Below are 18,673 nucleotides of genomic sequence, written 5' to 3' on the forward strand. Positions count from 1 at the left end.
GGCGTGGGCGGATCCTCGGTTTCGTTCGCGCTTCCGCTCGCACTCGACGCACCTGCTGGTGCCGGCTTCGACGAGTGTGGGGCAACCGGACTGGATGCAGACTCGCTTGGTCATGACTGGGATTCCAGTAGGTGAGGACCTGCCGCACTGGGTTTCGGGAACGCCAAGTAACGGAATTGGTCTGCAGTTGAAGTCTGCCACACGTTCGGTCGGGTTGTCACGATGCCCTCCGCGTGTCGTTGCCGGTCGCCTCGGGCTGTGCCGGGTCGGCGTTGCCGTTGGCCTGCTCCTGAGCCTTTCGCTGCTGCTCCGCGCGTCGTGCTGCTTGCCGCTTGAGTCGCATGGCCCGTTGGGTTGCACGCTCTCTGACGTCCGGCCACCAGACCAGGCGGCGCCCGGTGGGCATCTCGAACGCGCTGGCCACGTTCCGGCGAGCCATCCACGACACGAGGGTCTTCAGCGGCACCTCGCTTGCCGTGGCCGCCTCCGAGGGCATGAGGAACCGTGCTGCACCGCGGCTGTGCATGTTCTGTCGGCGGGCGTTGATGAACTGCTGGGGCGTGTATGTGGCCCCGCAGGCCGGGCACTTGTAGTGGTCCCACCGGACCTGCGCGGTCCAGAACTTCATGAGCCGCGGCTTGCTCTCGCAGGATTCGGCGATGCAGGTGACTCGTGCGAACTCGGCTCTGGTGCCGTCCTTCGTGGTGTTCTCCATCTGGGTGACACACGTTCGCAGGTCTCTGGCCATCTGGCCGACGGGCCCGAATGTGGGCCGGTTGTTGTGGTCCGGCTGGATCATCCAGTCGATCTTCCCGGCGATGTACTTCGCCGCTGAAGGGACGGTGCTGTCCAAGTCGGTTCGTTGGCCGTGCGCGTACCTGAGCTGGTCCTCCCACTCTGACAGCAGCAGCCGGGGGTGAAACTCGCCGACCTGATCCTCGGCGTACCCAATCGCTCGCTGGTGTGCTGCTTCGGTCTTGTACTCGCGGCCATCGATCGTCTCGTACTGGAACTCCCACGCCGTCAGGCTCGCGGCCGGCGCAGCCAGGTTCAGCGCTTCACCGCCCGGGAATAGAGACGACGAAGGGTTGTGTGCCGCTTCATCCGGCAGCGAGCCGTACAGCCGGACGATGTCTCTCAGGTCTCTGGTGATCGACAACCTCAACGCCTCGGGGCTCCAGGTCTCGCTGTTCTCTGCTTCGGTCACGTGGGCTCCTCGTGCTCGTACATGCCGTCGTCGGTCAGGTAGACCAGGCCGACGTGCAGTTGGACTGGGGTGGTGCGGGGGTTGTGGCCCTGGGGGACGAGGAGGCCGAGTTCGAGCGCCTCGGTGCGGTGGTTCTCGACCCACCGGTGGCACCCGCCCTGGCCGTCAGCGGCAGCCGGGCCATCACACAAGAGCACCCCGTTCGACGCTGCGTTCGTCTCCGGCCGGCGGCTCCCGCCCATGCCCCGCGGCCGGCGGTGGTGGATCGACCCGCCCCGGGCGTACCGGTAGCACCGCTCGCAGCATTGACCAGCGCGCTCGATGATCAGCTCGCGGGTCATCGGTGAGAAGCCGCTCACTCGCCACCACCGACGTGTGCATGGATCCGCTCAGCAGCCGCCCGGTACTTCCACGGCTCCCCAGCGTCGATCAGGACTGCGATCTCCTTCACCGCAGCCGAGGCCGTCCGCTCCCAGTGCTCCCGCACCGACGCGTCCACGTGCTCGAAGAACGCCTGCCCAGGAGGGAACAGCCGGCCGCAGTTCGCGCACGAGACCCCGTCCTGATCACGGACGAAGTCGATGTCGCCGCAGGCGCGGTCCTGGGCGTCACTCATCGGTGGCATCCTTGGCGTCGAGGTAGGCCGCCCACTCCGCGAGCTGGGCAGCGTTCGGGAGGCCACGGGGTGCGCAGACCTCAGGGCAGTCGCAGAGCATGTCCCGGCAGCGGAGGTGCACCTCGTCCTCGAACTCCTGCTGGTCGGCGACGCAGTCCTCGGAGCAGTAGCGCCAGGCACCTGACACGTAGCCGCCACGGACCTCGCGGTGCAGCCACCCTCCGCACGTCAGGCACATGTCGACGGCCATCGAGTTGCCGCAGAGGATCACGGTCGGCTCACTCATCGCTCGGCTCCCATCGGGTGACGAGGCGGGAGCGGGGAACCTTGCGCTCGTCGCTGTTGTCGTCCCACGGCCATGACGGCACGTAGTCGTTCTCGTGGTTGCCGTCGTGGTCGCCGTTCTTGGTACAGCGGTGGTAGTAGCCCTCGCTGTCGCGGGCCTCTGATTCACACCAGTCGACCCACGCGTCCTCCACCAGACCCATCTCGGCCACGAGCGCGGCGATGACGGCGCGGGCCTCGGTGATCCAGTTCTCCGCGTCGCCTGCACCCGCCAGCGCCTCGGCCACCACCTCGGTCGCCCTGTCGAGGGCGCTCACGAGGACACCTCGGCGTGCTCGATGCGCCATGTCGGGTGACAGCGACACGTGACCTTCTCGCCGTCGAAGCGAACTCCGACGTACTGGCTGGGGAATGACACGACGAGGCCTGGCCTGCCGTTGACCGTGACCCGATCACCCCGCTTGAAGTCCACGCCGTAGGTGGACCTGACGTAGGCCGCGCTCACTGTCCCGCCCCCTTGCCCGGTGCGCCCGGAACCGGGAAGCCGTCGCGCAGGTAGCCGTTCGCGTCGATCAGACCGTGCTGAGCCATCTGCCACGCGAGATCGGTCTTCCTCAACGAGCCGAGCCTGAGCCCGTGCGCCTTCGCGTGAGACCGCAGAGTGTTCCGGCGGAAGCGGGAGCACGCGAGCTCACCACGGCGGGCTGCGATGTGGACTCTCATGCACCCGTATCGGTCGTCGCTGTAGTCAGTCATCGTGGTGCTCCTCCGGTGGTGGGGTGGATGTCTCGGGGGTCTTCCGGTGCGCCGGCGACGCGAGTGCCGGGGTGGCCGACCGTGCTGCAGCCGCGCGGGCAACCGCGGCTCTGGACGTAGCAAGCCGACATCCCTCGGTGGCGGGCATGGACGGACGGGCAGTCGCTGTCCTCGGCCCCGTGGCATTCGGCTGAGCCGTCTCCGTGCACGACGACGGTGCCCGCGCACTTCAGCGTCAGGAGCGATCGCTGTCGCCCAGGCCAGGCGACGACCCACTTCTCCTCGTACCTCGCCGCAGCGCTCCAGCACTTGCTCCGCAGGTGGAACCGGGGGCTCGGCTCCATCAGGGGGTTGAGCACGTACTCGCCGGGGAACTCGATGGACCGCTGCCGGGGTGTGATCGGCTCCTGGCAGCCAGGGCAGCAGCCCGGGAGGAGTCGCATCTCATGCTCGAGCTGCCTGGCCTGGTCGGCCGCGTACTGAGCCTGCTCGTGCCCGCGGCACGGGGCGAGCTCTCCGCAGGAGTGGCACACGGCGTAGTGCTCTGGCAGCTCCCACCACTGGCGGGCGGCGTGGGGCCGGACGGTGAAGCCGTAGTGCTGTTCGTCGTCGACCGGCTTCACGAACACCTCGTAGTCGATGTCAGCGTCGGGGTGGTCGCGGACCTCGAGGACTCGCCACGGCTTCCGGTTCACGGCGATGATCGAGTCGATCTCCGGTCGCTTCGACAGCGAGCTGGGGCCGAACGGCTTCAGGGCCGGTGTCCAGTACCGCGTCATGACGCCTCCTGGAACTCGTGGTCGGCGTAGGCGGCAGCGTCGTGGCGGCGTTCGGTGGTGCCGCAGACGTCGCACCGCGGCTCGTCAGCGGCCACCAATCGGGGGCCGGCGAGGTCCCTCCACGTGGGGATGAACGCCTGGACGAACGCTGCTGACCGGTGGGTGGCCTTCGCGGTCTCGAGGAGGCGGGTGTCGCCGTGGGTGGCGATGAGCTGGGAGATCTCCGCGACCTGGTCGGCCTTCAGCGATGACCAGGACACCTCGGCCAGTGCGGTCCACTCGCGGAACTTCGTGCGGAGCACGAGGAGGTCTCCGGGGAGGTCGACGCTGCCGCCGCGTGCTGCAGCAGCAGCATCTCCCTCTCTCTCTTTATCTCCCCCTGTGACATCGCGTGACTCGTCCTGTGACATGTCACGTGACGTTCCACGGACGGTCTTGCGTTGCCGCTCGGACCTCTTCCGCTCCCGGTCGGCCTTCCGCCGCGACTCGATCTGGTCGAGCTGGTCCTGGTAGTGCGACCAGTTCCGCACCTGGTAGCCGGCCGCGACCTTGACCCACGGGCCCTCGAAGTCCCCGACGGGCTGACACAGCCGCTCGGCGACGCGCAGGGCCTGTGCCTGGGTGGTCTTGCGGGTCAGCTCGAGGACCTTCGACCGCAGGATCAGGCCACCCGTCGGCGTCCGGCCGCAGTACGCCAGACCCCGGGTGAACATCACCTCGTGCGCGTCCTCCAGGGACGCGAGGACGACGTCGTCGTAGTAGTGCACCGACAGCTTGATGAACATGCTCATGCGGTCCTTCCGAGGTTGTGGACGGACTGGTCGTTGTGGGTGTCCTGGGACTCCTGCACGAGCACCTCGGCGGGCACGTGGACGGACCTGATGAGAGACCGTCGGACGTGCGGGTGGGCGTTGGAAGGGCTGCGAGACACCGGCGACTGTTCGGGGGTGTCGGGGGTGGTCATGGCGTCATCGTGTGACGGGACACCGACGAGGTCGGCGTGGATCTGCTCCGCACGGCGCAGCAGGGCGGGCGTGCGGGTGACCCTCTGGGCACCAGACGAGACGGTGGAGTGGTCGCGGTGCATGGCCCGGCCGATCGCCGTCACCGGTACGTCGAGGGCGCGGCAGATCCAGAACGCGATGTGTCGGGCGTCGACCAGGTCCAGGGTCTTGCGGGGCGAGTAGATGTCCGTCGACGGGATGCGCAGGGCGACCGCCACCGCGAGGACCACCTGGCCGACCTGCCCGGCCTCCGGGGGGACCTGGGGGCCGACGAGCAGCGGCAGCTCGGGGTCGACCGACGCCGCCAGCGTCACCGCGAGGGCGTGCAGCTCGGCCACCGTCAGCGACAGGAGGACGTCGTGGGCCTCCCGGGCGTCGCCCTCAGCGACAGCGCACACCAGGCGGGCAGCGTGGGGCACTGCGGCTTCGATCCGGTCGGTCATGCTGTGGCCTCCAGAGGGTTGAGGATCGGGGCCCACGCCTGTTCGGGCTTCACGGGTTGGGCTGAGGGGGAGTGGATGGTGGTCGACCGGCGGTAGCCGTAGTCGTTGCCCAGGAGGATCAGGACGTGCTCTCCCAGGGCGACGGTGACGGGGTGGCCGGTCTTCGACGGGTAGATCAGCACCGGCTGCCGGCACGCTCGGGCCGCTGCCCCGACCGCTGGCATGGACGCGGCGGGGAGGCGGGCGGGTCCGTCGCCGGGGTGGTCGAACGCGGCCGCGATGGTCCGTGCGGGGTTGGGGAACTCCGACGGGTGCAGGCTCGCGACCTCGAGCAGTTCGGTGTGCCCGGGGGCCTCGATCGTCACGTCCAGACGGTCCGCGCCCTGGGCCAGGTGGACCATCGTCGCTCTGGGGCGGTCCAGCAGCATCCAGGCGGTCTCGGCTGGGATGAAGGCCTGCACACCCTCGGGAACCGTGTGGGGGAACCGTGCGCGGGAGTGGGCGATCTGCGACCCAGCGCCCACAACCGTCGCGAACAGCTCACCACCGGTGGAGTGGATCCGCACGAACCCGTTGTAGAGGCGGTCGCCGTCCTCGTCAGCGAACGGCAGCACCGGACCCAGCAGGGACCGGAGATCGTCGAGGTGCAGTCTCATGACCTCACCGACCTGACGACCCAGCACAGCAGCGTGTGAGCCTGGTAGGTCACCTCGAGCAGCACCCCGTACCGGTTGGTGGAAGCGCGGGCAGCACGGAACGCGTCGGACCGGGACCGGAAGCGGGCGCTCATGCTGCGACCTGCTGCTGCTCGGGGCCCTTCGTCATGATCAGCCAGTCCTTGAACGTGATCAGCGGGTGCTCGGCGACGTACTCGGCGTACTCCGTGGCGTAGCCGATCGACGCTTCGACCGCGGCGTCCTCCTGACGGATCCGCTCAGCCTTGTACTCCTGCACGAGGCGGCGGTGGAGGCAGTCGGCCTTGCACCCGGGGTCAGTCTCGGTGCCCATCCGCATGCGGGGGAAGCACGGCATCAGGACCACCCGCCGTGACCGAACAGGTCGTCGAGGAGCTGCTCACGCGACGGCCACGACTGGCGGGAGTGCAGGCCGCCGCGCTCGCGGTAGATCCACCGACGCGACTTCAACCGGAGGGCCTGGCCGATGCGCTGACCGGAAACGATCACGTAGCCGTCGTCGGTCACCACCGGCTTGCCCGGGGTGTGAGTTGCGGAGGTCTTCACGACTGGGTCCTCTCGTCGGTGCGGATGGCGTGCTCCCAGCACTGGCCGCAGGCGACATAGCCGACCTTCGGCCGGGTGGTGTGGCGGCAGGCCTTGCGGGCCGTGGCAGCGAGGGGGTGGCGTTTGGTGAGGTGCGGGGGGTCGAGGATGACCGGGCGTCCGCGGGTTGGGGTGCCGTCGCGGTCACGTCGTGCCTGGCGGGCGGCGCGGACGGCCTTCGTGGCGTCGGCCGCGGTGATGTCGCCGGCCTCGACCGCCTCCGCTGCGTCGTCGTCGAGCTCCAGCAGCAGCGCGTAGGTGTTGACCGAGGAGGCGTGCATGCCGGTGGCGCGGGCGACCTCCGACTGGTTCATCCCGGACTCGAGGAGTCGGCCGATCGCGCGGGCACGCTCCAGGGGTGTGAGCTGTCGGCGCTGGGCGTTCTCGACGAGCATGATCGCGACGTGCTCCCGCTCGTCCGTCCCGAGGTCGTGGCGGATGATGCACGGCACCCGGTCGAGGCCCGCCTTGATCGCGGCGGCGCGGCGGCGGTGGCCGGCGAGGAGCAGGAACGCCTTCGCGGTGGTGGGGTGCTCGGTCACGATGAGGGGCTGGAGGATCCCGTGCTCGCGGATCGACGCGGCCATCTCGGTGACGTCGCCGACGCTGTCGCGGACGTTGCTGCCGTGCTCGCGGATCGCGTCGATCGGCAGGAAGGTGACGGACTGGCGTGTCCTGCTCACAGCAGACCACCCACCGCGGGCGCCGTCTCGACGGTGCGGTCGGCGTACTGCACGACCAGGCCGGCGTCCGACGCCTCAGCGATCGCGGCATGGACGTCCTCGAGCAGGCCCACGACCTGCTCGGGCCGCGGCCCGGCACCCAGGGTGCGGTTCGCTCGCTTCGTCAGACGCTCGGCCGCCTCCTGGGCCTTGTCCCTGGTCGCCCAGTCTGCGTCGGACTCCATGCCCCGGAGCACCGCGAAGAAGTCGCCCGCCTCGCCGATGTTCATGCGCTCCTCCTCAGCTGGCGGGCGACGTTCATGCCCGTGAGTCGTTCGATCTCGTTCCAGCCGCGGCCCTCGGCCATCAGCCGGTCGAACACCTCGGCGCGTTCAGGGCTGGTCAGGGTCAGGCGCTCACCGGCGAGCACGCGAGCGATGGCGACCTCGTCGACCTGTCCCGCGGTTGCATCAGCAGCGGCCGGGGTGGGGTCGGTGTCGATGTCGTCCCACGCCAGCGGCGGGACGTAGCCGCGGGCTGCGGCCCGTCGGCGGGTGACCTCCGACGGGCCGGGCGTCATGCACAAATCCCGGTACATGTCGTCGATGCGCTGGTGGGTGGTGGCGGTGATCCACCGGCCCTGCTGGTGCATGGCCGTCGCGGTCACCACGCCCGCCCGCTTGGACTGCTCCGCGTGGGACCAGCCGAGCGCGAGGAGCGCCTGGATGCGGCGCACAGCACCGACCTTCGGGACGAACGACTCGGTCGTGTCCTTGCAGGCGGCGGTGGTGACACCGGGGACGACCTGCAGGATCTTCGCGACCGTGACGGTGCGCGCACGCTCCTGTCCGCGGTGGATGTTGTGGACCGCGGTCGGGGCGACACCAGCAGCCGCGGAGATAGCCCGGATGCTCATCCCCGCACCGAGGCAGGACGCGATGTGCAGGCGGGCTCGGGTCGTCTCGACGGTCCGCAGCCGCCCCTGGGCCCGCTCGTGCCGCCACAGCTTGTGGTACGCGTAGTCCTGGGGCATCACGACACCACCGGGACGAGGCGGGACAGGTGGGCGCTGCTGGACGAGGTGGGCTGGTCCGGCCGCTGCAGAGCGGCGTAGGAGAACGCGTCCCCGAAGAAGCCAGTGATCGCCCACGTCTGCCGGCCCTTGCCGACACGCACCAGGTCGCCCACGGCGAAGAAGTGGTCGTCGTGCTCTCGCATGTCAGGCGCGACAGCCTCGGTGTCGCTCACGAGGTCAGGTCCAGGTGCGTGCGGACCGTGACGCCGGCGGGGATCGTGGCGACCTTCCACCCGTTCTCCAGGGCGTAGTCCTTGGAATCCTCGCGGTCGGCCTTCCGGGTGCCGAACGCGGCGATGTCGACGAGGCGTCCATCGATGGCGAGGTACGCGATGTGCGTGGGCGGGGCGACCTGCGGCGTCCGGGGCTTCGGCTCCGCGGTCTCGTCGGCGGGGGTCTCGGTCTTCTTGGCAGTGGCCATGTTCAGTTCTCCTTGGGGCAGTGGTTGTCGCGGATCTGGATCTCGTGGTCACGGACCACGAGCTGGTACGAGTCGCCGGTGTCGACGACGAGGCCGGAGCCTTCGGTGGGCTTGCCGCACCGCAGGCACATGAGGGGCAGGGTGTGGACCACGTCGCGCTGGGGGACGGCAGTGAGGTGTCGGTCAGCCACGGCGGGACTCCCGCCACGACACGGCCCCGTACAGCGCGAGCACGGCGAGCACCGGCCACACGTTCACGGCGATCTGGGCGAAGCCGGCGAGGACGATCTGCAGGTCGCTCATCGGCGGTACCCGTGCCAGACGCCGAGGCAGTAGCAGCCGAGGCCACCGAGGAGGACCACGAGGAGCTCGTTCATCGACGCCACCTCGCCGTGCGCCAGCAGAGGACCAGGAACAGCGCGACCAGCACGGCCCACATCGTGAGGCCGAGCCACAGGGCGGTCACAGCAGCGCCTTCTCGAGGGACCGGTCCACGAACCGCTCGGTGAACGACCGCAGCTCGTGCTCGCCAGCGACCGTCGGCAGGTACTCCGCCGCCGCACGGGCGTCACCCACGCGGACCGCCTCACGGGCCAGGAGGAACAGGGAGACCACCGCGATGATGAACAGCAGGACACCGACGGCCGCCTGCGCGATCGCCGCGGTCATGCGAGCGCTCCTTGCATCTGGTCAATGACGCCAGCTGCAGGTCGCCACAGTCCAAGGCGTCCCGTCGCGGGTATGGGCTCGATAGGCCGAGGGTTCTCCAGCATCAGGTGGTGGTGTTCATCCATGGCCCACGGCGAGCAGCGGCGCACACGCCCAATCAGTCCACCGCCACCCGCATCGGGGATCGCCTGGAACGCGGGGTGATCTTCGCGGGCGAGTTCGGCGAGGCGTCGGAGGTCCGCGTCGTAGCAGTCCTGTGAATCGTGCACCCCGATCAGGTCGACGACACCAATCACGGCACCGAACACGAAACGCTTGTCGTCGCGCTCGATCGAGTCGGCCGCCCAGGTCTGAGAATCGTCAGCCGGGTAGCCAAGTTCCGACGATTGGACGGCCGTGCGCATGGCCCAGCCCTGGCAGGCGTGCTCGCTCCAGCCACGGCCTGCGTGGATCGCCACGGGCCCGCGGTATGGACCCAGCGTCCGCACCCGGTTCTCGACGTCTTTGCCGCCGTGGATGATCGCCCAGGCCCACGGCTGGCGCACGGTCAAGACCCTCATGCCGCCACCTCGCAGGCATGGCTGGCGACGGCGGCGCGGTGGGCGTCGAACTGCTCCCGGGTCGGGTAGGTGCGGAGGTAGTCGACGTGTCCGCAGCACCGGTGGTGGGTCCACATGATCACGCCGGCCGGGGTCCGTCCCGCGCGCATGAGCTGCCGCTCGACCATCAGCCGCACGCGATCGCGCCGCTCGATCGCCTTCCGGCGCCGGCGGGCGTTGCCGGCCTCTCGGGTGCTCTTCATCTAGACTGCTCCTAGTTCGTGGGCCCTCGGTCGCTGCTTCGCTGGCGTGGATCGGGGGCCCGATCTGTTGTGCTGTGAAGTTGGTGGGGTCCCCTTGCTCTGGGGGACCCCTGCCCGACCGAGGGAGTTGGTCGGGCTCCGGTGCCGGGACGAAGGGAGGGCCCGCAGCACCGGTGGACTGGGTCAGGTCGGGTGGCCGCTCATGCCGCGACCCCTTGCCACTCGTCGAGGCGGTGGGCATGGGTGCCCGGGTCTGTCGAGGGCACCCGCTTGCCTGTGCGGCGCATCAGGCCGCGGCGTGCGGCAGCGTTGAACCGGCCGCCGATCACGGAGCCCTTGACCCCGGTCAGTAGAGGGCGGGTGTCGTTCGCAGTGAACGGCTTCCCCGAGCGGATGAACCGGTTCAGGACCTCGTCCACCCGTGCCGCGTCGTCGGGGTGCGCCTCGACGGTCGCGGCGATGCCCAGGTCACGGGCGACGGTGCCGGCAGCCACACCCACAGGGCCGGAGTTCGTGCACCCCGTGACGGTGACGCCGTCGTCCAACCGGGCGCGGTGACCCTGGACCTCGTGAAGGAAGCAGGCCGGGCAACGGCCGGGCAGGTCCGCAAGCCACTGCAGGTCGGCGGTCATGACACACCCCCGGAGGGCGCGGCAGAGCATGCGCACCCTGCCGCGCCGCTACCTTCGGGATAACCAGTCACCGAAGAAGAGGAGTCGACATGGTCGACCCGAAGGCTCAAGCGAACCTCGCATGGATGAAGGCCACCGAGGTCAAGAACGGAACCACCAGCAGTACCGACTACAAGGTCGGTGAGTGCCTTGAGCACCTCTCGCTCGCGATCCGTGAGATCGCGGACCGGCAGAATACGATCATGCTTCGGCAGGAGTTTCTGATGACGAAGCTCATCAAGAGCTGACCACAGCATGTGAAGGTCCGGACGGTCGAACCCGCTCCGGCTCGCGTGAGTGTCAGCGTGAGACTGCGACAGCATGTCGAGGACCTGATCAGTCACCGACTCGATCGTCGACTTCTCCTCGGCCGAGGAAACTCCGTCCTGCGCACCAGTGTGCTGGCCTGCGTCCCTGATCTCAGCGACCAGGCTTGCCGCACGATCGAGGACCTTCGCAAGCTCTGCGTGGGCGGCTTCGGCGGAGATCGAGTGCGGGGCGTTCATGCTGACCGCCTCGGCTCGGACGGCAGGGCCGCGATGTACGCGTCGGCGGACGCGGTGACGATCCGGTACTCGTGGTTGTTCTTCGCCCCGATGTACTTGATGTCGAGCTCGCCGGCCTTCACCAGGCGGCGGACCTCGCGCAGCCCCAGGCCCAGGTAGGTCGCGGCGTCACGAGCGGTGAGCATCGCGGGCTTGACGCTCATGAGGCAGCCACCGTCGGAAGCGTCGCGGTGAAGCGGTCAGGGCTGGTGCCCAGCCACCCGGCGACCATGCAGAGCTCGACGACGTCGAACGGGACCGATCCATCCAGGCGTCGGCCGGCGGTCGCCGTGGTCGTCCCGAGGATGGTGGCCAGTTCCGCCTGGGTCTTCCGCTGGCGAGCCATCTCGGCCCGGACTTCCCCGGCCACCGCTTCGGCCGCTGCGTGGAACGTGTTCATGCCAACCAGCATGGATCGATATCGTTCCAGTGTCAAGCAACCGAAACAATCGAATCAGAAACGTTCCATTCGGGTCGGGGATGTGGGACGATCGCTGCATGAATGCATCACGCGATCACGCTCTGCGGGTAGCGCAGGAGCTCATCGGCGTCATCGACCAGGCGCGGTGGGACGCTCGGATCGGTAGCGTGCGCGAACTGGCGCGGCGCGCCGGCATGACACACACCTCGCTGAACAAGCGCATGTCCGGCGAGGTCGTCTTCAACGTGCGAGACCTCGCGGCGCTCGGCGCGGCTGTCGGTGTCCACCCCGCCGAGTTGATCACTCGAGCAGTCGACGCGGCGCTGGCCGGCAACGTGGTGCAACTGCACCCGGAACCGTCCTACGACCCGCTTACCGTCGACCTCGCCAACGAACCATCGGCAGCAGAGCCCGAGCGACGGGACGACGAGAGCGGGGACGATCACGCATGAGGAGCAGCACCGGCCCATGGCAGATCCTCGCCGACATGCCGGACGTGCGCCTCGAGTGGACGACTGACGACCGCATCCTGAAGGGCCGACGTGCTCGCTGGTTCCCTGGTGTCCGCACGATCGCGATGGACGCCAGCCTTAGCCGGATGGCTGCGCGCTGCAGCCTGATGCACGAGCTTGCGCACGTGGTGCTCGGCCACGGGCCGGCGTGCGACAACAAGTTCTACGACCAGCGCGTCGAACTCGAGGCCGACCGGTTCGCGGCCCGCGTGCTCTTGCCCGATCTCCGTGCAGTCGCCACTGAGCTGGCCACGACCAGCCACCACGGCCACGCAGCCCGGAACCTGCACGTGACCCGCGACCTGCTCGAGGTCCGGCTGCACGACCTGGACGCGATGGAACGGGACGGCGTGCTCAGGTCTGTGGCCTCGATCCAAGAGTCTTGCGGAGCCTGAGTCGCCGATCTGGTGGACTCGGTGGCACGGGTGCGAGACCCTTTGCCCATGCGCAGAAGCCTCGTCGCCCTGACCCTGCTCGTCTGCGTCGCCTGCGGGGATGGTGACTCGGCCAGCAGTGAGACGACGTCGACGCCTTCGCCGACTGGACCGGTCGAGATCGAACGTCCAAGTTCCCAGGTCGACCCCGAGCCCAGTCCCACCCCAGTGGGCACAGAGATCACCCTCGGCGGCGCACGTGCTGCTGTGCTCGAATACCAGACCTCGGTTCCTCCCGCAGAGGTCGCGGAACCGGGTCAGCGCTGGGACGCCGCGCTGGTCTCCTCTTGCAACGACGCGGTGACGGAGACCGAGGCGACGACCGTTGCGTTCAACGAGCGTGCGTGGCAACTGCGAGACGGTGCTGGTGGACGGTATGAGGCATCGACCGTGAAGTACCGCCAGTTTCCGGTGCCCGTGTACCCATCGGATATCAACCTGCAGATCGGAGATTGCGTCCAAGGCTGGATCGTCTTCCCGGTTGCCGCGGACGCCCAGATCGAGTCAGTTGTCTGGTCCGTTGACGGCGAAGACCTATCGACGTGGACTCTGAGCTAAGACTCGATCGGTCGCGGTGACTCAGGGAAGGTGAAGGCGAATCGGTCGGAGACCTTCTGCATGGCCTCGCGGCTGAGCTCGTCGCGCACGTGTTGGTAGCCGCGGCTCGTGACGATCGACGAGTGCCCGAGGATCGCCTCGACCGTGCGGGGGTCGGCGCCGATCTCCAGCAGGATCGTGGCGGTGGTGTGGCGGATCTCGTGGCCGGCGTAGCGACGGCCCTGGTTGCCGTCAACGCTCGCGACCTGGGCGCGGTCCTGCAGGTCGATCCACTCCGCCGTGTCGTGCTGGGGGTTGATGGGCCGGCCGTCGGGGCGCGGCCAGACCAGTCCGTGGGGTGATGGGGGAGCGAGTTCGCGCCACTGCTGGAGCGCGGCGAGCGCCGGCCCGACGATCGGGATGATGCGCCGGCCGCTCTTCGACTTCGGTGGCACCAGGTGGTACGAGCGCCAGAGCTGCTTGGGCGTGATCCGGTCGGGGTGCCGGAAGGTGCCGGCCTCCCGGTCGAGGTAGGCCAGGGAGTCGAGCTGGTACTCGATGTCGATGATTCCGCGGTCGAGGTCGACGTGGTCCCAGGTGAGGCCCAGGACCTCGCCCTGTCGCATGCCCTCGAAGAACGCGACGATCCAGCGCGACGTGTGGGGGAGCGTGAGGCTCGCGTTCATGATCGCGATCGCGTCGGCCAGCGGGATGGCGTCTCGGTCTGATGGTGGTGGGGTGTGAGCCTTGACGTCGAAGATCCGAGCCGGGATGGGGTGGCCCTCGATGCGGGCGTCGCGGAGCATCTTCACGAGGATGCGGCGCGTGGCCAGGGTGGAGGCGGGCTTCTTGCCGGCCTGTTCCTCGGCGCGCGTGACGGCGCGGAGGTCACCGGGCGTGAGGTTGGCCAGGCGCTTGTGGCCGATGGTCGGCACGATCCACTTCCGGACGGTGCCGGCGTAGGAGCCCCAGGTGTGCGACGCGAGGCGGCGCTGCTGCTCGAGGAGCCACTGCTCGGACCAGACCTTGACCGAGGTGGTGCTGGCGAGCCCCTCGGTCGGGACCCCGTGCTCGGCGAGCTCGCGCTTCTTCTTGACGAGGCGGCGCTTGCACTCCGCCTCGGTCTTCGCGCTGACCTGGATCCGCCGGCGCTCGCCCTTGGCTGTCCACCCGGCTTCGATGCGGCCGATCCACAGCCCGTCGGAGCGCTGGAACACCGAGCCTGAGCCGTAGTCGCGGGGGTTCTTCTTGTTCACCTCAGTGACTGTACCCGTTCTGTACCCATTCGTCTGCATGTCTACGCATTTCTATGCACTGCAATAACGGCTGATTCTGCCTCCCATTCTACCGGACTTCCTCACTTGTAATGAGGATGTCGCGGGTTCGACTCCTGTCGGGGGCTCCAGCACGACCGGCGCGAAGTTACGGAGCCGGCACGGCAACCTGTCACATGGCACGGCAGATCTGCCGTGCCATGTGAGAACGAACCGTGCCGCGTCCGGTCATCGCGGCGGATGGAGGCGATGACTCAGGTGGCGTCGGCGTCCATCGCGCGGGCGACGGCCGCAGCGCCGGGCACGCCCTCCTGCCGAAGACCGTGCACCACGTCCGCACGATCGGCCGTCGAGCGGTTCTGGCTGAGCTTCGCCTTGCCCTCGACCCGCTCGACCCGCATCGAGATCCCGACGATCCCGCGCAGCTGGCCCGCCACGAATGCCGCCGGTGCGTCGTCGACCGCCCAGGGCTGCGCGCGATGACCCTCGTGCCGGTCGGTGAGGTCGGTGACCGCGTGCAGCAGCCATTCCGGATCGTCATGGACGGTGAGCCGCCCGGTGAGGTGCGCGGAGGTGTAGTTCCAGGTCGGGACGACCCGCCCGTGCTCGGCCTTCGCGGCGTACCAGCTCGGCGACACGTAGGCCTGGGGCCCGGTCACGACCAGCAGGGCCGGCTGGTCGTCGGACAGCTCGCGCCAGTGCGGGTTCGCTCGTGCCATGTGGGCGACCACCGTGTCGCCCCTCCACAGGATCGGCAGCAGCGTCGCGACCGGGTACCCGTCAGCCGCAGTCGTGACGAGCTCGGCGGCGCCGATGGCCTCGACCATCGAGCGGATCTGCGTGTGGTCGACGGCGTGGGGTGGGGGGACGTACATGGCGGGAGGCTATCCCGCGAGCCCACCGGATCGCGACGACCACGTACTGGGCACGGCAACCCGTCACATGGCACGGCAGATCTGCCGTGCCATGTGACAGACAGCCGTGCCGGCTCCGTAATTTCGCGGAGGGGGAGGGGTCAGGTGGGGAGGTCGGGGGGTGAGAGGTCGGTCCGGAGGCGGCGCCAGACGGGGTGACGCAGGCGGCCTGCCGACGTCGTGCCGGCGTGGGCGACCTCGGCGACCAGGCGGGGCGTGACCCAGTGCGCGTCCGATGCCACGTCGCGCGGGGTGTCGACCGGAGGGGTGCGGCGGGCGATCCGCTCCAGACGCCTGCGCAGGTCGTCGCGCTCCTCGGCCGTCCAGCCCGTGCCGACCCGCCCGGCGTAGAGCAGACCGCCCGACGGGTCCGGAACCGCCACCAGCACCGACCCGAGACCACCCGACCGCGAACCACGACCTGGTCGCCACCCCACGACGACCACGTCGGCCACCGTCTCGTGCTTGAGCTTGACCCAGGCGGGGGAGCGTCTTCCGCTGCGGTAGGGCGACGACCGCCGCTTGGCCATGACCCCCTCGAGCCGTGCCGCGCGGCTCGCCTCGACCGCCGAGGCCAGGTCGCCGTCGTGGACGGCCGGCACCGACACGGGCGGCTGCAGCGTCAGCCCGTCGAGGGCAGCCCGTCGCTCGCTCCACGGGCGGGAGCGCAGGTCGTCGCCGCCGGACCTCAGCAGGTCGAACACCAGCAGCTCGACCGGCACGTCCTGCGGGCCGGCGTCACGTCCGAGGCGGCGCTGCAGCAGGCCGAACGACGGCGCGCCCCCGGTGTCGCGGGCCACGAGCTCGCCGTCGAGGACGCAGTCCGACAGTCCCGCGTCCGCCAGTGCATCGACCACCTCCGGCACCGCTGGCGTGAGGTCGTTGCCGGACCGCGAGCGCAGGGTCACGGTGCTGTCGTCCACCGAGGCAATCACCCGGAAGCCGTCCCACTTCATCTCGAACGCCCAGGCGTCGTCGAACCGGCCGGTCGCGGCGGCGTCGCCGGCGGTGGGTCCGAGGGTGGCCAGCATGGGGGCGGGAGGAGCCGCGGCCGCCCGGTCGGGGGCGACCGCCCGCGCCAGCCAGTCGTCGCCGCCGGTCCGGACCAGCGCGATCCGTCGGGGCGAGCCCAGGCCGCCACCGCTCCGGCCGTGCAGCGTGACGGTCACCCGGTCGTCGGTCCACCGGTGCACCTCGTACGTGCCGGTGTCCCACACGGTCATCGTCCCGGCGCCGTACTCGCCGGCGGGGATCGTGCCCTCGAAGTCCAGGTACTCGACGGGGTGGTCCTCGGTGTGCACCGCGAGGTGCTTCTCGTCGCCCGCCGAGGGCACACCCCGCGGCAGGGCCCAGGACACGAGCACCCCGTCGCGCTCGAGGCGCAGGTCGTCGTGGGTCCTGCGGGCGTGGTGCTCCTGGATCACGAAGCGCGGAGCACCGTCGTTCGGGGCGCCGACCCGGTCCGGCACGGGCTCCGGGGTGCGGCCGGCATCGCGCTTGGACCGGTAGGTGGTCAGGCGGTCCCGTTCGGTCGGGCGCGGGGAACGGGCCACCCGGGCGAGCGGGTCGCGACGACCCTCCATGCGCTCCAGGATCTCGTCGAACCGCAGCTGCCGGAGTCCGGGATCGTCCAGCTCCGCCCAGGTGCGGGGGACCGCCACGGTGGGCTCGGTCCGGCCGCGCAGGGAGTACGGGGCGACGGTCGTCTTGTGCGCGTCGTTCTGACTCCAGTCGACCAGCACCCGACCCTCCCGGAGCGACCGCTGCTGCGTGCTGACGGCCAGGTCGGGCAGCTGGTCCACGAGCCCCTCGGCCAGTCGCCGGGCGAACTCCTTGACGTAGGAGGCGTCGTGACCGCCGTCGAGCGCGGCGTAGAGGTGCAGACCCTTGCTGCCGCTCGTGACCGGCACCGCGCTGAGCCCCACGTCCCGCAGCAGGCGCCGCGCGTGCCGGGCGACCTCGACGCACTCGGGCAGCCCTGTGCCGGGGCCGGGGTCGAGGTCGATGACCAGCCGGTCCGGAGGCAATGGGTCGCCGGCCGCGTCGACCCGCCACTGGGGCACGTGCAGCTCCAGTGCCGCCAGCTGGGCCAACCAGACCAGGTCGGCCGGTTCGCCCACGACCGGGTAGGTCGTGACGCGACTGCGGTGGGCCATCTCGACCCGCCGGACCCATCGTGGCGCGGACCGGGGCAGGTTCTTCTCGAAGAACGGCTCGGCCGGGTCGTCGGCGGTCCCGACCCCGTCGACCCAGCGCTTGCGGGTGACCGGCCGGTCGGACGCGTGCCGCAGCAGGTGCCGCGAGATCCGGGTGTAGTAGTCGGCCACCTCGGCCTTGGTGGTGCCGGTCGACGGGTACAGGACCTTGTCGGGGTGGGTCAGCCGGACGGTCCGGTCGCCGACCTGCAGCTCGCGGGGGGCGGCGTCACGCGCCACGCGCGGTCCGCTTCGAGGCGGTGCTCTTCGACGTGGTCTTCTTCTTCGAGGCGGTCTTCTTCGACGTGCCCTTCGCGGTGGACGACTTCTTCGACGACGTCTTCGAGGCCGTGGCCTTCTTCGCCGGCGCCTTCTTGCGGGCCGGCTTCCGGGCCGACCGGTCGATGCTGCGCTGCAGGGCCTCCATCAGGTCGACCACCTCGGCACCCTCGCCGTCGTCGTCCTGCGAGGTCGGCCGCGCCGGGGCGGTGGTGTCGTCCGCGTCGAGCTTGGACTCCACCAGCGCCCGCAGCTGCTCGCTGTACTCGTCGGCGTAGTCGGTGGGGTCGAAGTCGGAGGCCATCGAGTCCACGATCGCCGCAGCCAGCTCGCGCTCCTTGGCGCTGATGCGCGGCGTCGTGTCGAGCACCTCGAACGCCGCCTCGCGGATCTCGTCGTCCCACAACAGGGTCTGCAGCAGCAGCACGCCCTCGCTGACCCGCAGCACCCCGAGGCGCGTGCGCCGTCGCAGTGAGAAGGTCACGACGGCGCTGCGGTCGGAGTCCTCGAGTGCGCGCCGGAGCAGGGTGTACGGCTTGAGGGCGCGAGCCTCCGGCTCCAGGAAGTAGGCGCGGTCGAGCCGGATCGGGTCGATCTGCTCGGCCGGGACGAACTCCACGACCTCGATCTCGTGGTCGGCCCGGGCCGGGAGCTCGTCGAGCTCCTCCTCGGTCAGGACCACGGTGCGCTGGCCGTCGTCGAACGCCCGGGTGATGTCGTCGTACTCCACCACCTGGCCGCACACCTCGCACCGTCGCTGGTACCGGATCCGGCCGCCGTCGGCCTCGTGGACCTGGTGCAGTGGCACGTCGTGGCTCGAGGTGGCGCTGTACAGCGACACCGGCACGCTGACCAGCCCGAAGCTGATCGAGCCCTTCCAGATGGATCGCAT

At 69.7% G+C, this 18,673-nt stretch carries 32 protein-coding genes and 1 tRNA gene; 5 read left to right on the forward strand and 28 right to left on the reverse strand.

Annotated elements, in window-relative coordinates; translation table 11 throughout:
- Positions 1-217: 217 nt before the first annotated feature.
- The 22 genes from HMPREF0063_RS00325 to HMPREF0063_RS00435 all read right to left on the reverse strand — a co-directional run bounded on the left by HMPREF0063_RS00325 (position 218) and on the right by HMPREF0063_RS00435 (position 10,631).
- Positions 218-1,207 carry a hypothetical protein gene (locus HMPREF0063_RS00325; RefSeq protein WP_007076635.1) on the reverse strand — a complete coding sequence of 330 codons (990 nt, stop codon included), beginning with the start codon at positions 1,205-1,207 and terminating at the stop codon, positions 218-220.
- Positions 1,204-1,548 (reverse strand): HNH endonuclease, encoded by a 345-nt coding sequence (locus HMPREF0063_RS00330; protein WP_050760985.1) that lies wholly within the window; start codon positions 1,546-1,548, stop codon positions 1,204-1,206. The genes HMPREF0063_RS00325 and HMPREF0063_RS00330 overlap by 4 nt, the downstream gene beginning before the upstream one ends.
- A gap of 14 nt (positions 1,549-1,562) precedes the next feature.
- Positions 1,563-1,823, reverse strand: a complete 261-nt coding sequence (locus HMPREF0063_RS00335; RefSeq protein ID WP_007076637.1) for a hypothetical protein — start codon at positions 1,821-1,823, stop codon at positions 1,563-1,565.
- Positions 1,816-2,109 carry a hypothetical protein gene (locus tag HMPREF0063_RS00340; protein WP_007076638.1) on the reverse strand — a complete coding sequence of 98 codons (294 nt, stop codon included), beginning with the start codon at positions 2,107-2,109 and terminating at the stop codon, positions 1,816-1,818. The genes HMPREF0063_RS00335 and HMPREF0063_RS00340 overlap by 8 nt, the downstream gene beginning before the upstream one ends.
- Positions 2,102-2,425, reverse strand: coding sequence for a hypothetical protein (locus tag HMPREF0063_RS00345; protein ID WP_007076639.1), 324 nt, complete (start codon positions 2,423-2,425; stop codon positions 2,102-2,104). The genes HMPREF0063_RS00340 and HMPREF0063_RS00345 overlap by 8 nt, the downstream gene beginning before the upstream one ends.
- 435 nt (positions 2,426-2,860) lie before the next feature.
- Positions 2,861-3,643 (reverse strand): hypothetical protein, encoded by a 783-nt coding sequence (locus HMPREF0063_RS15480; protein ID WP_007076642.1) that lies wholly within the window; start codon positions 3,641-3,643, stop codon positions 2,861-2,863.
- Positions 3,640-4,434, reverse strand: a complete 795-nt coding sequence (locus HMPREF0063_RS00365; RefSeq protein WP_007076643.1) for a hypothetical protein — start codon at positions 4,432-4,434, stop codon at positions 3,640-3,642. The genes HMPREF0063_RS15480 and HMPREF0063_RS00365 overlap by 4 nt, the downstream gene beginning before the upstream one ends.
- On the reverse strand, positions 4,431-5,090 hold the full coding sequence (locus HMPREF0063_RS00370) for a helix-turn-helix domain-containing protein (RefSeq protein WP_007076644.1): 660 nt from the start codon (positions 5,088-5,090) through the stop codon (positions 4,431-4,433). The genes HMPREF0063_RS00365 and HMPREF0063_RS00370 overlap by 4 nt, the downstream gene beginning before the upstream one ends.
- Complete coding sequence (locus HMPREF0063_RS00375; protein WP_007076645.1) at positions 5,087-5,746, reverse strand: hypothetical protein; 660 nt, start codon at positions 5,744-5,746, stop codon at positions 5,087-5,089. Before HMPREF0063_RS00375 ends, HMPREF0063_RS00370 begins: the two co-directional genes overlap by 4 nt.
- Positions 5,743-5,880, reverse strand: coding sequence for a hypothetical protein (locus HMPREF0063_RS16440; RefSeq protein WP_007076646.1), 138 nt, complete (start codon positions 5,878-5,880; stop codon positions 5,743-5,745). Before HMPREF0063_RS16440 ends, HMPREF0063_RS00375 begins: the two co-directional genes overlap by 4 nt.
- Positions 5,877-6,122 (reverse strand): hypothetical protein, encoded by a 246-nt coding sequence (locus HMPREF0063_RS00380; protein ID WP_007076647.1) that lies wholly within the window; start codon positions 6,120-6,122, stop codon positions 5,877-5,879. Before HMPREF0063_RS00380 ends, HMPREF0063_RS16440 begins: the two co-directional genes overlap by 4 nt.
- Positions 6,122-6,331, reverse strand: a complete 210-nt coding sequence (locus HMPREF0063_RS00385) for a hypothetical protein (RefSeq protein WP_007076648.1) — start codon at positions 6,329-6,331, stop codon at positions 6,122-6,124. The genes HMPREF0063_RS00380 and HMPREF0063_RS00385 overlap by 1 nt, the downstream gene beginning before the upstream one ends.
- Positions 6,328-7,053, reverse strand: coding sequence for a ParB/RepB/Spo0J family partition protein (locus HMPREF0063_RS00390; protein ID WP_007076649.1), 726 nt, complete (start codon positions 7,051-7,053; stop codon positions 6,328-6,330). Before HMPREF0063_RS00390 ends, HMPREF0063_RS00385 begins: the two co-directional genes overlap by 4 nt.
- Positions 7,050-7,322 carry a hypothetical protein gene (locus tag HMPREF0063_RS00395; RefSeq protein WP_007076650.1) on the reverse strand — a complete coding sequence of 91 codons (273 nt, stop codon included), beginning with the start codon at positions 7,320-7,322 and terminating at the stop codon, positions 7,050-7,052. Before HMPREF0063_RS00395 ends, HMPREF0063_RS00390 begins: the two co-directional genes overlap by 4 nt.
- Positions 7,319-8,065 (reverse strand): hypothetical protein, encoded by a 747-nt coding sequence (locus HMPREF0063_RS00400; protein WP_007076651.1) that lies wholly within the window; start codon positions 8,063-8,065, stop codon positions 7,319-7,321. Before HMPREF0063_RS00400 ends, HMPREF0063_RS00395 begins: the two co-directional genes overlap by 4 nt.
- A complete protein-coding gene (locus HMPREF0063_RS00405; protein WP_156793987.1) occupies positions 8,065-8,250 on the reverse strand; it encodes a hypothetical protein in 186 nt (61 codons plus the stop codon). The genes HMPREF0063_RS00400 and HMPREF0063_RS00405 overlap by 1 nt, the downstream gene beginning before the upstream one ends.
- A 26-nt stretch (positions 8,251-8,276) precedes the next feature.
- Entirely contained in the window at positions 8,277-8,528 is a 252-nt protein-coding gene (locus tag HMPREF0063_RS00410; RefSeq protein ID WP_007076653.1) for a hypothetical protein, read from the reverse strand.
- Between the two features lie 2 nt (positions 8,529-8,530).
- Positions 8,531-8,719 carry a hypothetical protein gene (locus tag HMPREF0063_RS00415; protein WP_007076654.1) on the reverse strand — a complete coding sequence of 63 codons (189 nt, stop codon included), beginning with the start codon at positions 8,717-8,719 and terminating at the stop codon, positions 8,531-8,533.
- 271 nt (positions 8,720-8,990) lie between these two features.
- Complete coding sequence (locus HMPREF0063_RS00420) at positions 8,991-9,197, reverse strand: hypothetical protein (protein ID WP_007076657.1); 207 nt, start codon at positions 9,195-9,197, stop codon at positions 8,991-8,993.
- Complete coding sequence (locus HMPREF0063_RS00425) at positions 9,194-9,757, reverse strand: ASCH domain-containing protein (RefSeq protein WP_007076658.1); 564 nt, start codon at positions 9,755-9,757, stop codon at positions 9,194-9,196. Before HMPREF0063_RS00425 ends, HMPREF0063_RS00420 begins: the two co-directional genes overlap by 4 nt.
- On the reverse strand, positions 9,754-9,999 hold the full coding sequence (locus HMPREF0063_RS00430) for a hypothetical protein (protein WP_007076659.1): 246 nt from the start codon (positions 9,997-9,999) through the stop codon (positions 9,754-9,756). Before HMPREF0063_RS00430 ends, HMPREF0063_RS00425 begins: the two co-directional genes overlap by 4 nt.
- Positions 10,000-10,199: 200 nt before the next feature.
- A complete protein-coding gene (locus HMPREF0063_RS00435; protein ID WP_211208742.1) occupies positions 10,200-10,631 on the reverse strand; it encodes a hypothetical protein in 432 nt (143 codons plus the stop codon).
- A gap of 89 nt (positions 10,632-10,720) precedes the next feature.
- On the opposite strand from HMPREF0063_RS00435, the gene HMPREF0063_RS00440 reads away from it, so the two are divergent.
- Complete coding sequence (locus HMPREF0063_RS00440) at positions 10,721-10,918, forward strand: hypothetical protein (protein ID WP_007076661.1); 198 nt, start codon at positions 10,721-10,723, stop codon at positions 10,916-10,918.
- Between the two features lie 254 nt (positions 10,919-11,172).
- Here the strand turns inward: HMPREF0063_RS00440 and HMPREF0063_RS00445 are convergent, their stop codons facing one another.
- Together HMPREF0063_RS00445 and HMPREF0063_RS00450 are read right to left on the reverse strand one after the other, a co-directional pair.
- Positions 11,173-11,379, reverse strand: a complete 207-nt coding sequence (locus HMPREF0063_RS00445; RefSeq protein ID WP_007076662.1) for a helix-turn-helix domain-containing protein — start codon at positions 11,377-11,379, stop codon at positions 11,173-11,175.
- Positions 11,376-11,615 carry a helix-turn-helix domain-containing protein gene (locus HMPREF0063_RS00450; RefSeq protein ID WP_169309959.1) on the reverse strand — a complete coding sequence of 80 codons (240 nt, stop codon included), beginning with the start codon at positions 11,613-11,615 and terminating at the stop codon, positions 11,376-11,378. The genes HMPREF0063_RS00445 and HMPREF0063_RS00450 overlap by 4 nt, the downstream gene beginning before the upstream one ends.
- Before the next feature lie 98 nt (positions 11,616-11,713).
- Here HMPREF0063_RS00450 and HMPREF0063_RS00455 point away from each other — a divergent pair, with 98 nt between their 5' ends.
- From HMPREF0063_RS00455 to HMPREF0063_RS16445, 3 genes are read left to right on the forward strand one after another with little or no spacing between them, the layout of a single operon-like run.
- On the forward strand, positions 11,714-12,088 hold the full coding sequence (locus tag HMPREF0063_RS00455; RefSeq protein ID WP_040319997.1) for a helix-turn-helix domain-containing protein: 375 nt from the start codon (positions 11,714-11,716) through the stop codon (positions 12,086-12,088).
- Positions 12,085-12,543 (forward strand): ImmA/IrrE family metallo-endopeptidase, encoded by a 459-nt coding sequence (locus tag HMPREF0063_RS00460; protein ID WP_007076665.1) that lies wholly within the window; start codon positions 12,085-12,087, stop codon positions 12,541-12,543. Before HMPREF0063_RS00455 ends, HMPREF0063_RS00460 begins: the two co-directional genes overlap by 4 nt.
- Before the next feature lie 48 nt (positions 12,544-12,591).
- Positions 12,592-13,140 (forward strand): hypothetical protein, encoded by a 549-nt coding sequence (locus HMPREF0063_RS16445; RefSeq protein ID WP_007076666.1) that lies wholly within the window; start codon positions 12,592-12,594, stop codon positions 13,138-13,140.
- Here HMPREF0063_RS16445 and HMPREF0063_RS00470 read toward each other — a convergent pair.
- Complete coding sequence (locus HMPREF0063_RS00470; protein ID WP_040319999.1) at positions 13,137-14,375, reverse strand: tyrosine-type recombinase/integrase; 1,239 nt, start codon at positions 14,373-14,375, stop codon at positions 13,137-13,139. The genes HMPREF0063_RS16445 and HMPREF0063_RS00470 overlap by 4 nt on opposite strands.
- A 78-nt stretch (positions 14,376-14,453) precedes the next feature.
- Here HMPREF0063_RS00470 and HMPREF0063_RS00475 point away from each other — a divergent pair.
- A tRNA-Thr gene (locus tag HMPREF0063_RS00475) sits at positions 14,454-14,524 on the forward strand.
- A gap of 123 nt (positions 14,525-14,647) precedes the next feature.
- Here HMPREF0063_RS00475 and HMPREF0063_RS00480 read toward each other — a convergent pair.
- From HMPREF0063_RS00480 to ku, 3 genes are all read right to left on the reverse strand, one after another.
- Positions 14,648-15,268: an FMN-binding negative transcriptional regulator gene (locus tag HMPREF0063_RS00480; RefSeq protein WP_007076668.1), complete on the reverse strand. Its 621-nt coding sequence runs from the start codon at positions 15,266-15,268 to the stop codon at positions 14,648-14,650.
- A gap of 140 nt (positions 15,269-15,408) precedes the next feature.
- Positions 15,409-17,742 carry an ATP-dependent DNA ligase gene (locus tag HMPREF0063_RS00485; protein WP_007076669.1) on the reverse strand — a complete coding sequence of 778 codons (2,334 nt, stop codon included), beginning with the start codon at positions 17,740-17,742 and terminating at the stop codon, positions 15,409-15,411.
- Positions 17,732-18,673: a non-homologous end joining protein Ku gene (gene ku, locus HMPREF0063_RS00490; RefSeq protein WP_007076670.1), complete on the reverse strand. Its 942-nt coding sequence runs from the start codon at positions 18,671-18,673 to the stop codon at positions 17,732-17,734. The genes HMPREF0063_RS00485 and ku overlap by 11 nt, the downstream gene beginning before the upstream one ends.

The sequence above is a fragment of the Aeromicrobium marinum DSM 15272 genome (genome assembly GCF_000160775.2).
Classification (GTDB): Bacteria; Actinomycetota; Actinomycetes; order Propionibacteriales; family Nocardioidaceae; genus Aeromicrobium; species Aeromicrobium marinum.

What these genes read in the sequence shown, in the direction of transcription:
- HMPREF0063_RS00330 (WP_050760985.1), bottom strand. Translation starts at nt 1,548, where the DNA reads ATGACCCGCGAGCTGATCATCGAGCGCGCTGGTCAATGCTGCGAGCGG.
- HMPREF0063_RS00335 (WP_007076637.1), bottom strand. Translation starts at nt 1,823, where the DNA reads ATGAGTGACGCCCAGGACCGCGCCTGCGGCGACATCGACTTCGTCCGT.
- HMPREF0063_RS00340 (WP_007076638.1), bottom strand. Translation starts at nt 2,109, where the DNA reads ATGAGTGAGCCGACCGTGATCCTCTGCGGCAACTCGATGGCCGTCGAC.
- HMPREF0063_RS15480 (WP_007076642.1), bottom strand. Translation starts at nt 3,643, where the DNA reads ATGACGCGGTACTGGACACCGGCCCTGAAGCCGTTCGGCCCCAGCTCG.
- HMPREF0063_RS00365 (WP_007076643.1), bottom strand. Translation starts at nt 4,434, where the DNA reads ATGAGCATGTTCATCAAGCTGTCGGTGCACTACTACGACGACGTCGTC.
- HMPREF0063_RS00370 (WP_007076644.1), bottom strand. Translation starts at nt 5,090, where the DNA reads ATGACCGACCGGATCGAAGCCGCAGTGCCCCACGCTGCCCGCCTGGTG.
- HMPREF0063_RS00375 (WP_007076645.1), bottom strand. Translation starts at nt 5,746, where the DNA reads ATGAGACTGCACCTCGACGATCTCCGGTCCCTGCTGGGTCCGGTGCTG.
- HMPREF0063_RS16440 (WP_007076646.1), bottom strand. Translation starts at nt 5,880, where the DNA reads ATGAGCGCCCGCTTCCGGTCCCGGTCCGACGCGTTCCGTGCTGCCCGC.
- HMPREF0063_RS00380 (WP_007076647.1), bottom strand. Translation starts at nt 6,122, where the DNA reads ATGCCGTGCTTCCCCCGCATGCGGATGGGCACCGAGACTGACCCCGGG.
- HMPREF0063_RS00395 (WP_007076650.1), bottom strand. Translation starts at nt 7,322, where the DNA reads ATGAACATCGGCGAGGCGGGCGACTTCTTCGCGGTGCTCCGGGGCATG.
- HMPREF0063_RS00400 (WP_007076651.1), bottom strand. Translation starts at nt 8,065, where the DNA reads ATGCCCCAGGACTACGCGTACCACAAGCTGTGGCGGCACGAGCGGGCC.
- HMPREF0063_RS00405 (WP_156793987.1), bottom strand. Translation starts at nt 8,250, where the DNA reads ATGCGAGAGCACGACGACCACTTCTTCGCCGTGGGCGACCTGGTGCGT.
- HMPREF0063_RS00410 (WP_007076653.1), bottom strand. Translation starts at nt 8,528, where the DNA reads ATGGCCACTGCCAAGAAGACCGAGACCCCCGCCGACGAGACCGCGGAG.
- HMPREF0063_RS00420 (WP_007076657.1), bottom strand. Translation starts at nt 9,197, where the DNA reads ATGACCGCGGCGATCGCGCAGGCGGCCGTCGGTGTCCTGCTGTTCATC.
- HMPREF0063_RS00425 (WP_007076658.1), bottom strand. Translation starts at nt 9,757, where the DNA reads ATGAGGGTCTTGACCGTGCGCCAGCCGTGGGCCTGGGCGATCATCCAC.
- HMPREF0063_RS00430 (WP_007076659.1), bottom strand. Translation starts at nt 9,999, where the DNA reads ATGAAGAGCACCCGAGAGGCCGGCAACGCCCGCCGGCGCCGGAAGGCG.
- HMPREF0063_RS00435 (WP_211208742.1), bottom strand. Translation starts at nt 10,631, where the DNA reads ATGACCGCCGACCTGCAGTGGCTTGCGGACCTGCCCGGCCGTTGCCCG.
- HMPREF0063_RS00440 (WP_007076661.1), top strand. Translation starts at nt 10,721, where the DNA reads ATGGTCGACCCGAAGGCTCAAGCGAACCTCGCATGGATGAAGGCCACC.
- HMPREF0063_RS00445 (WP_007076662.1), bottom strand. Translation starts at nt 11,379, where the DNA reads ATGAGCGTCAAGCCCGCGATGCTCACCGCTCGTGACGCCGCGACCTAC.
- HMPREF0063_RS00450 (WP_169309959.1), bottom strand. Translation starts at nt 11,615, where the DNA reads ATGAACACGTTCCACGCAGCGGCCGAAGCGGTGGCCGGGGAAGTCCGG.
- HMPREF0063_RS00455 (WP_040319997.1), top strand. Translation starts at nt 11,714, where the DNA reads ATGAATGCATCACGCGATCACGCTCTGCGGGTAGCGCAGGAGCTCATC.
- HMPREF0063_RS00460 (WP_007076665.1), top strand. Translation starts at nt 12,085, where the DNA reads ATGAGGAGCAGCACCGGCCCATGGCAGATCCTCGCCGACATGCCGGAC.
- HMPREF0063_RS16445 (WP_007076666.1), top strand. Translation starts at nt 12,592, where the DNA reads ATGCGCAGAAGCCTCGTCGCCCTGACCCTGCTCGTCTGCGTCGCCTGC.
- HMPREF0063_RS00480 (WP_007076668.1), bottom strand. Translation starts at nt 15,268, where the DNA reads ATGTACGTCCCCCCACCCCACGCCGTCGACCACACGCAGATCCGCTCG.
- ku (WP_007076670.1), bottom strand. Translation starts at nt 18,673, where the DNA reads ATGCGATCCATCTGGAAGGGCTCGATCAGCTTCGGGCTGGTCAGCGTG.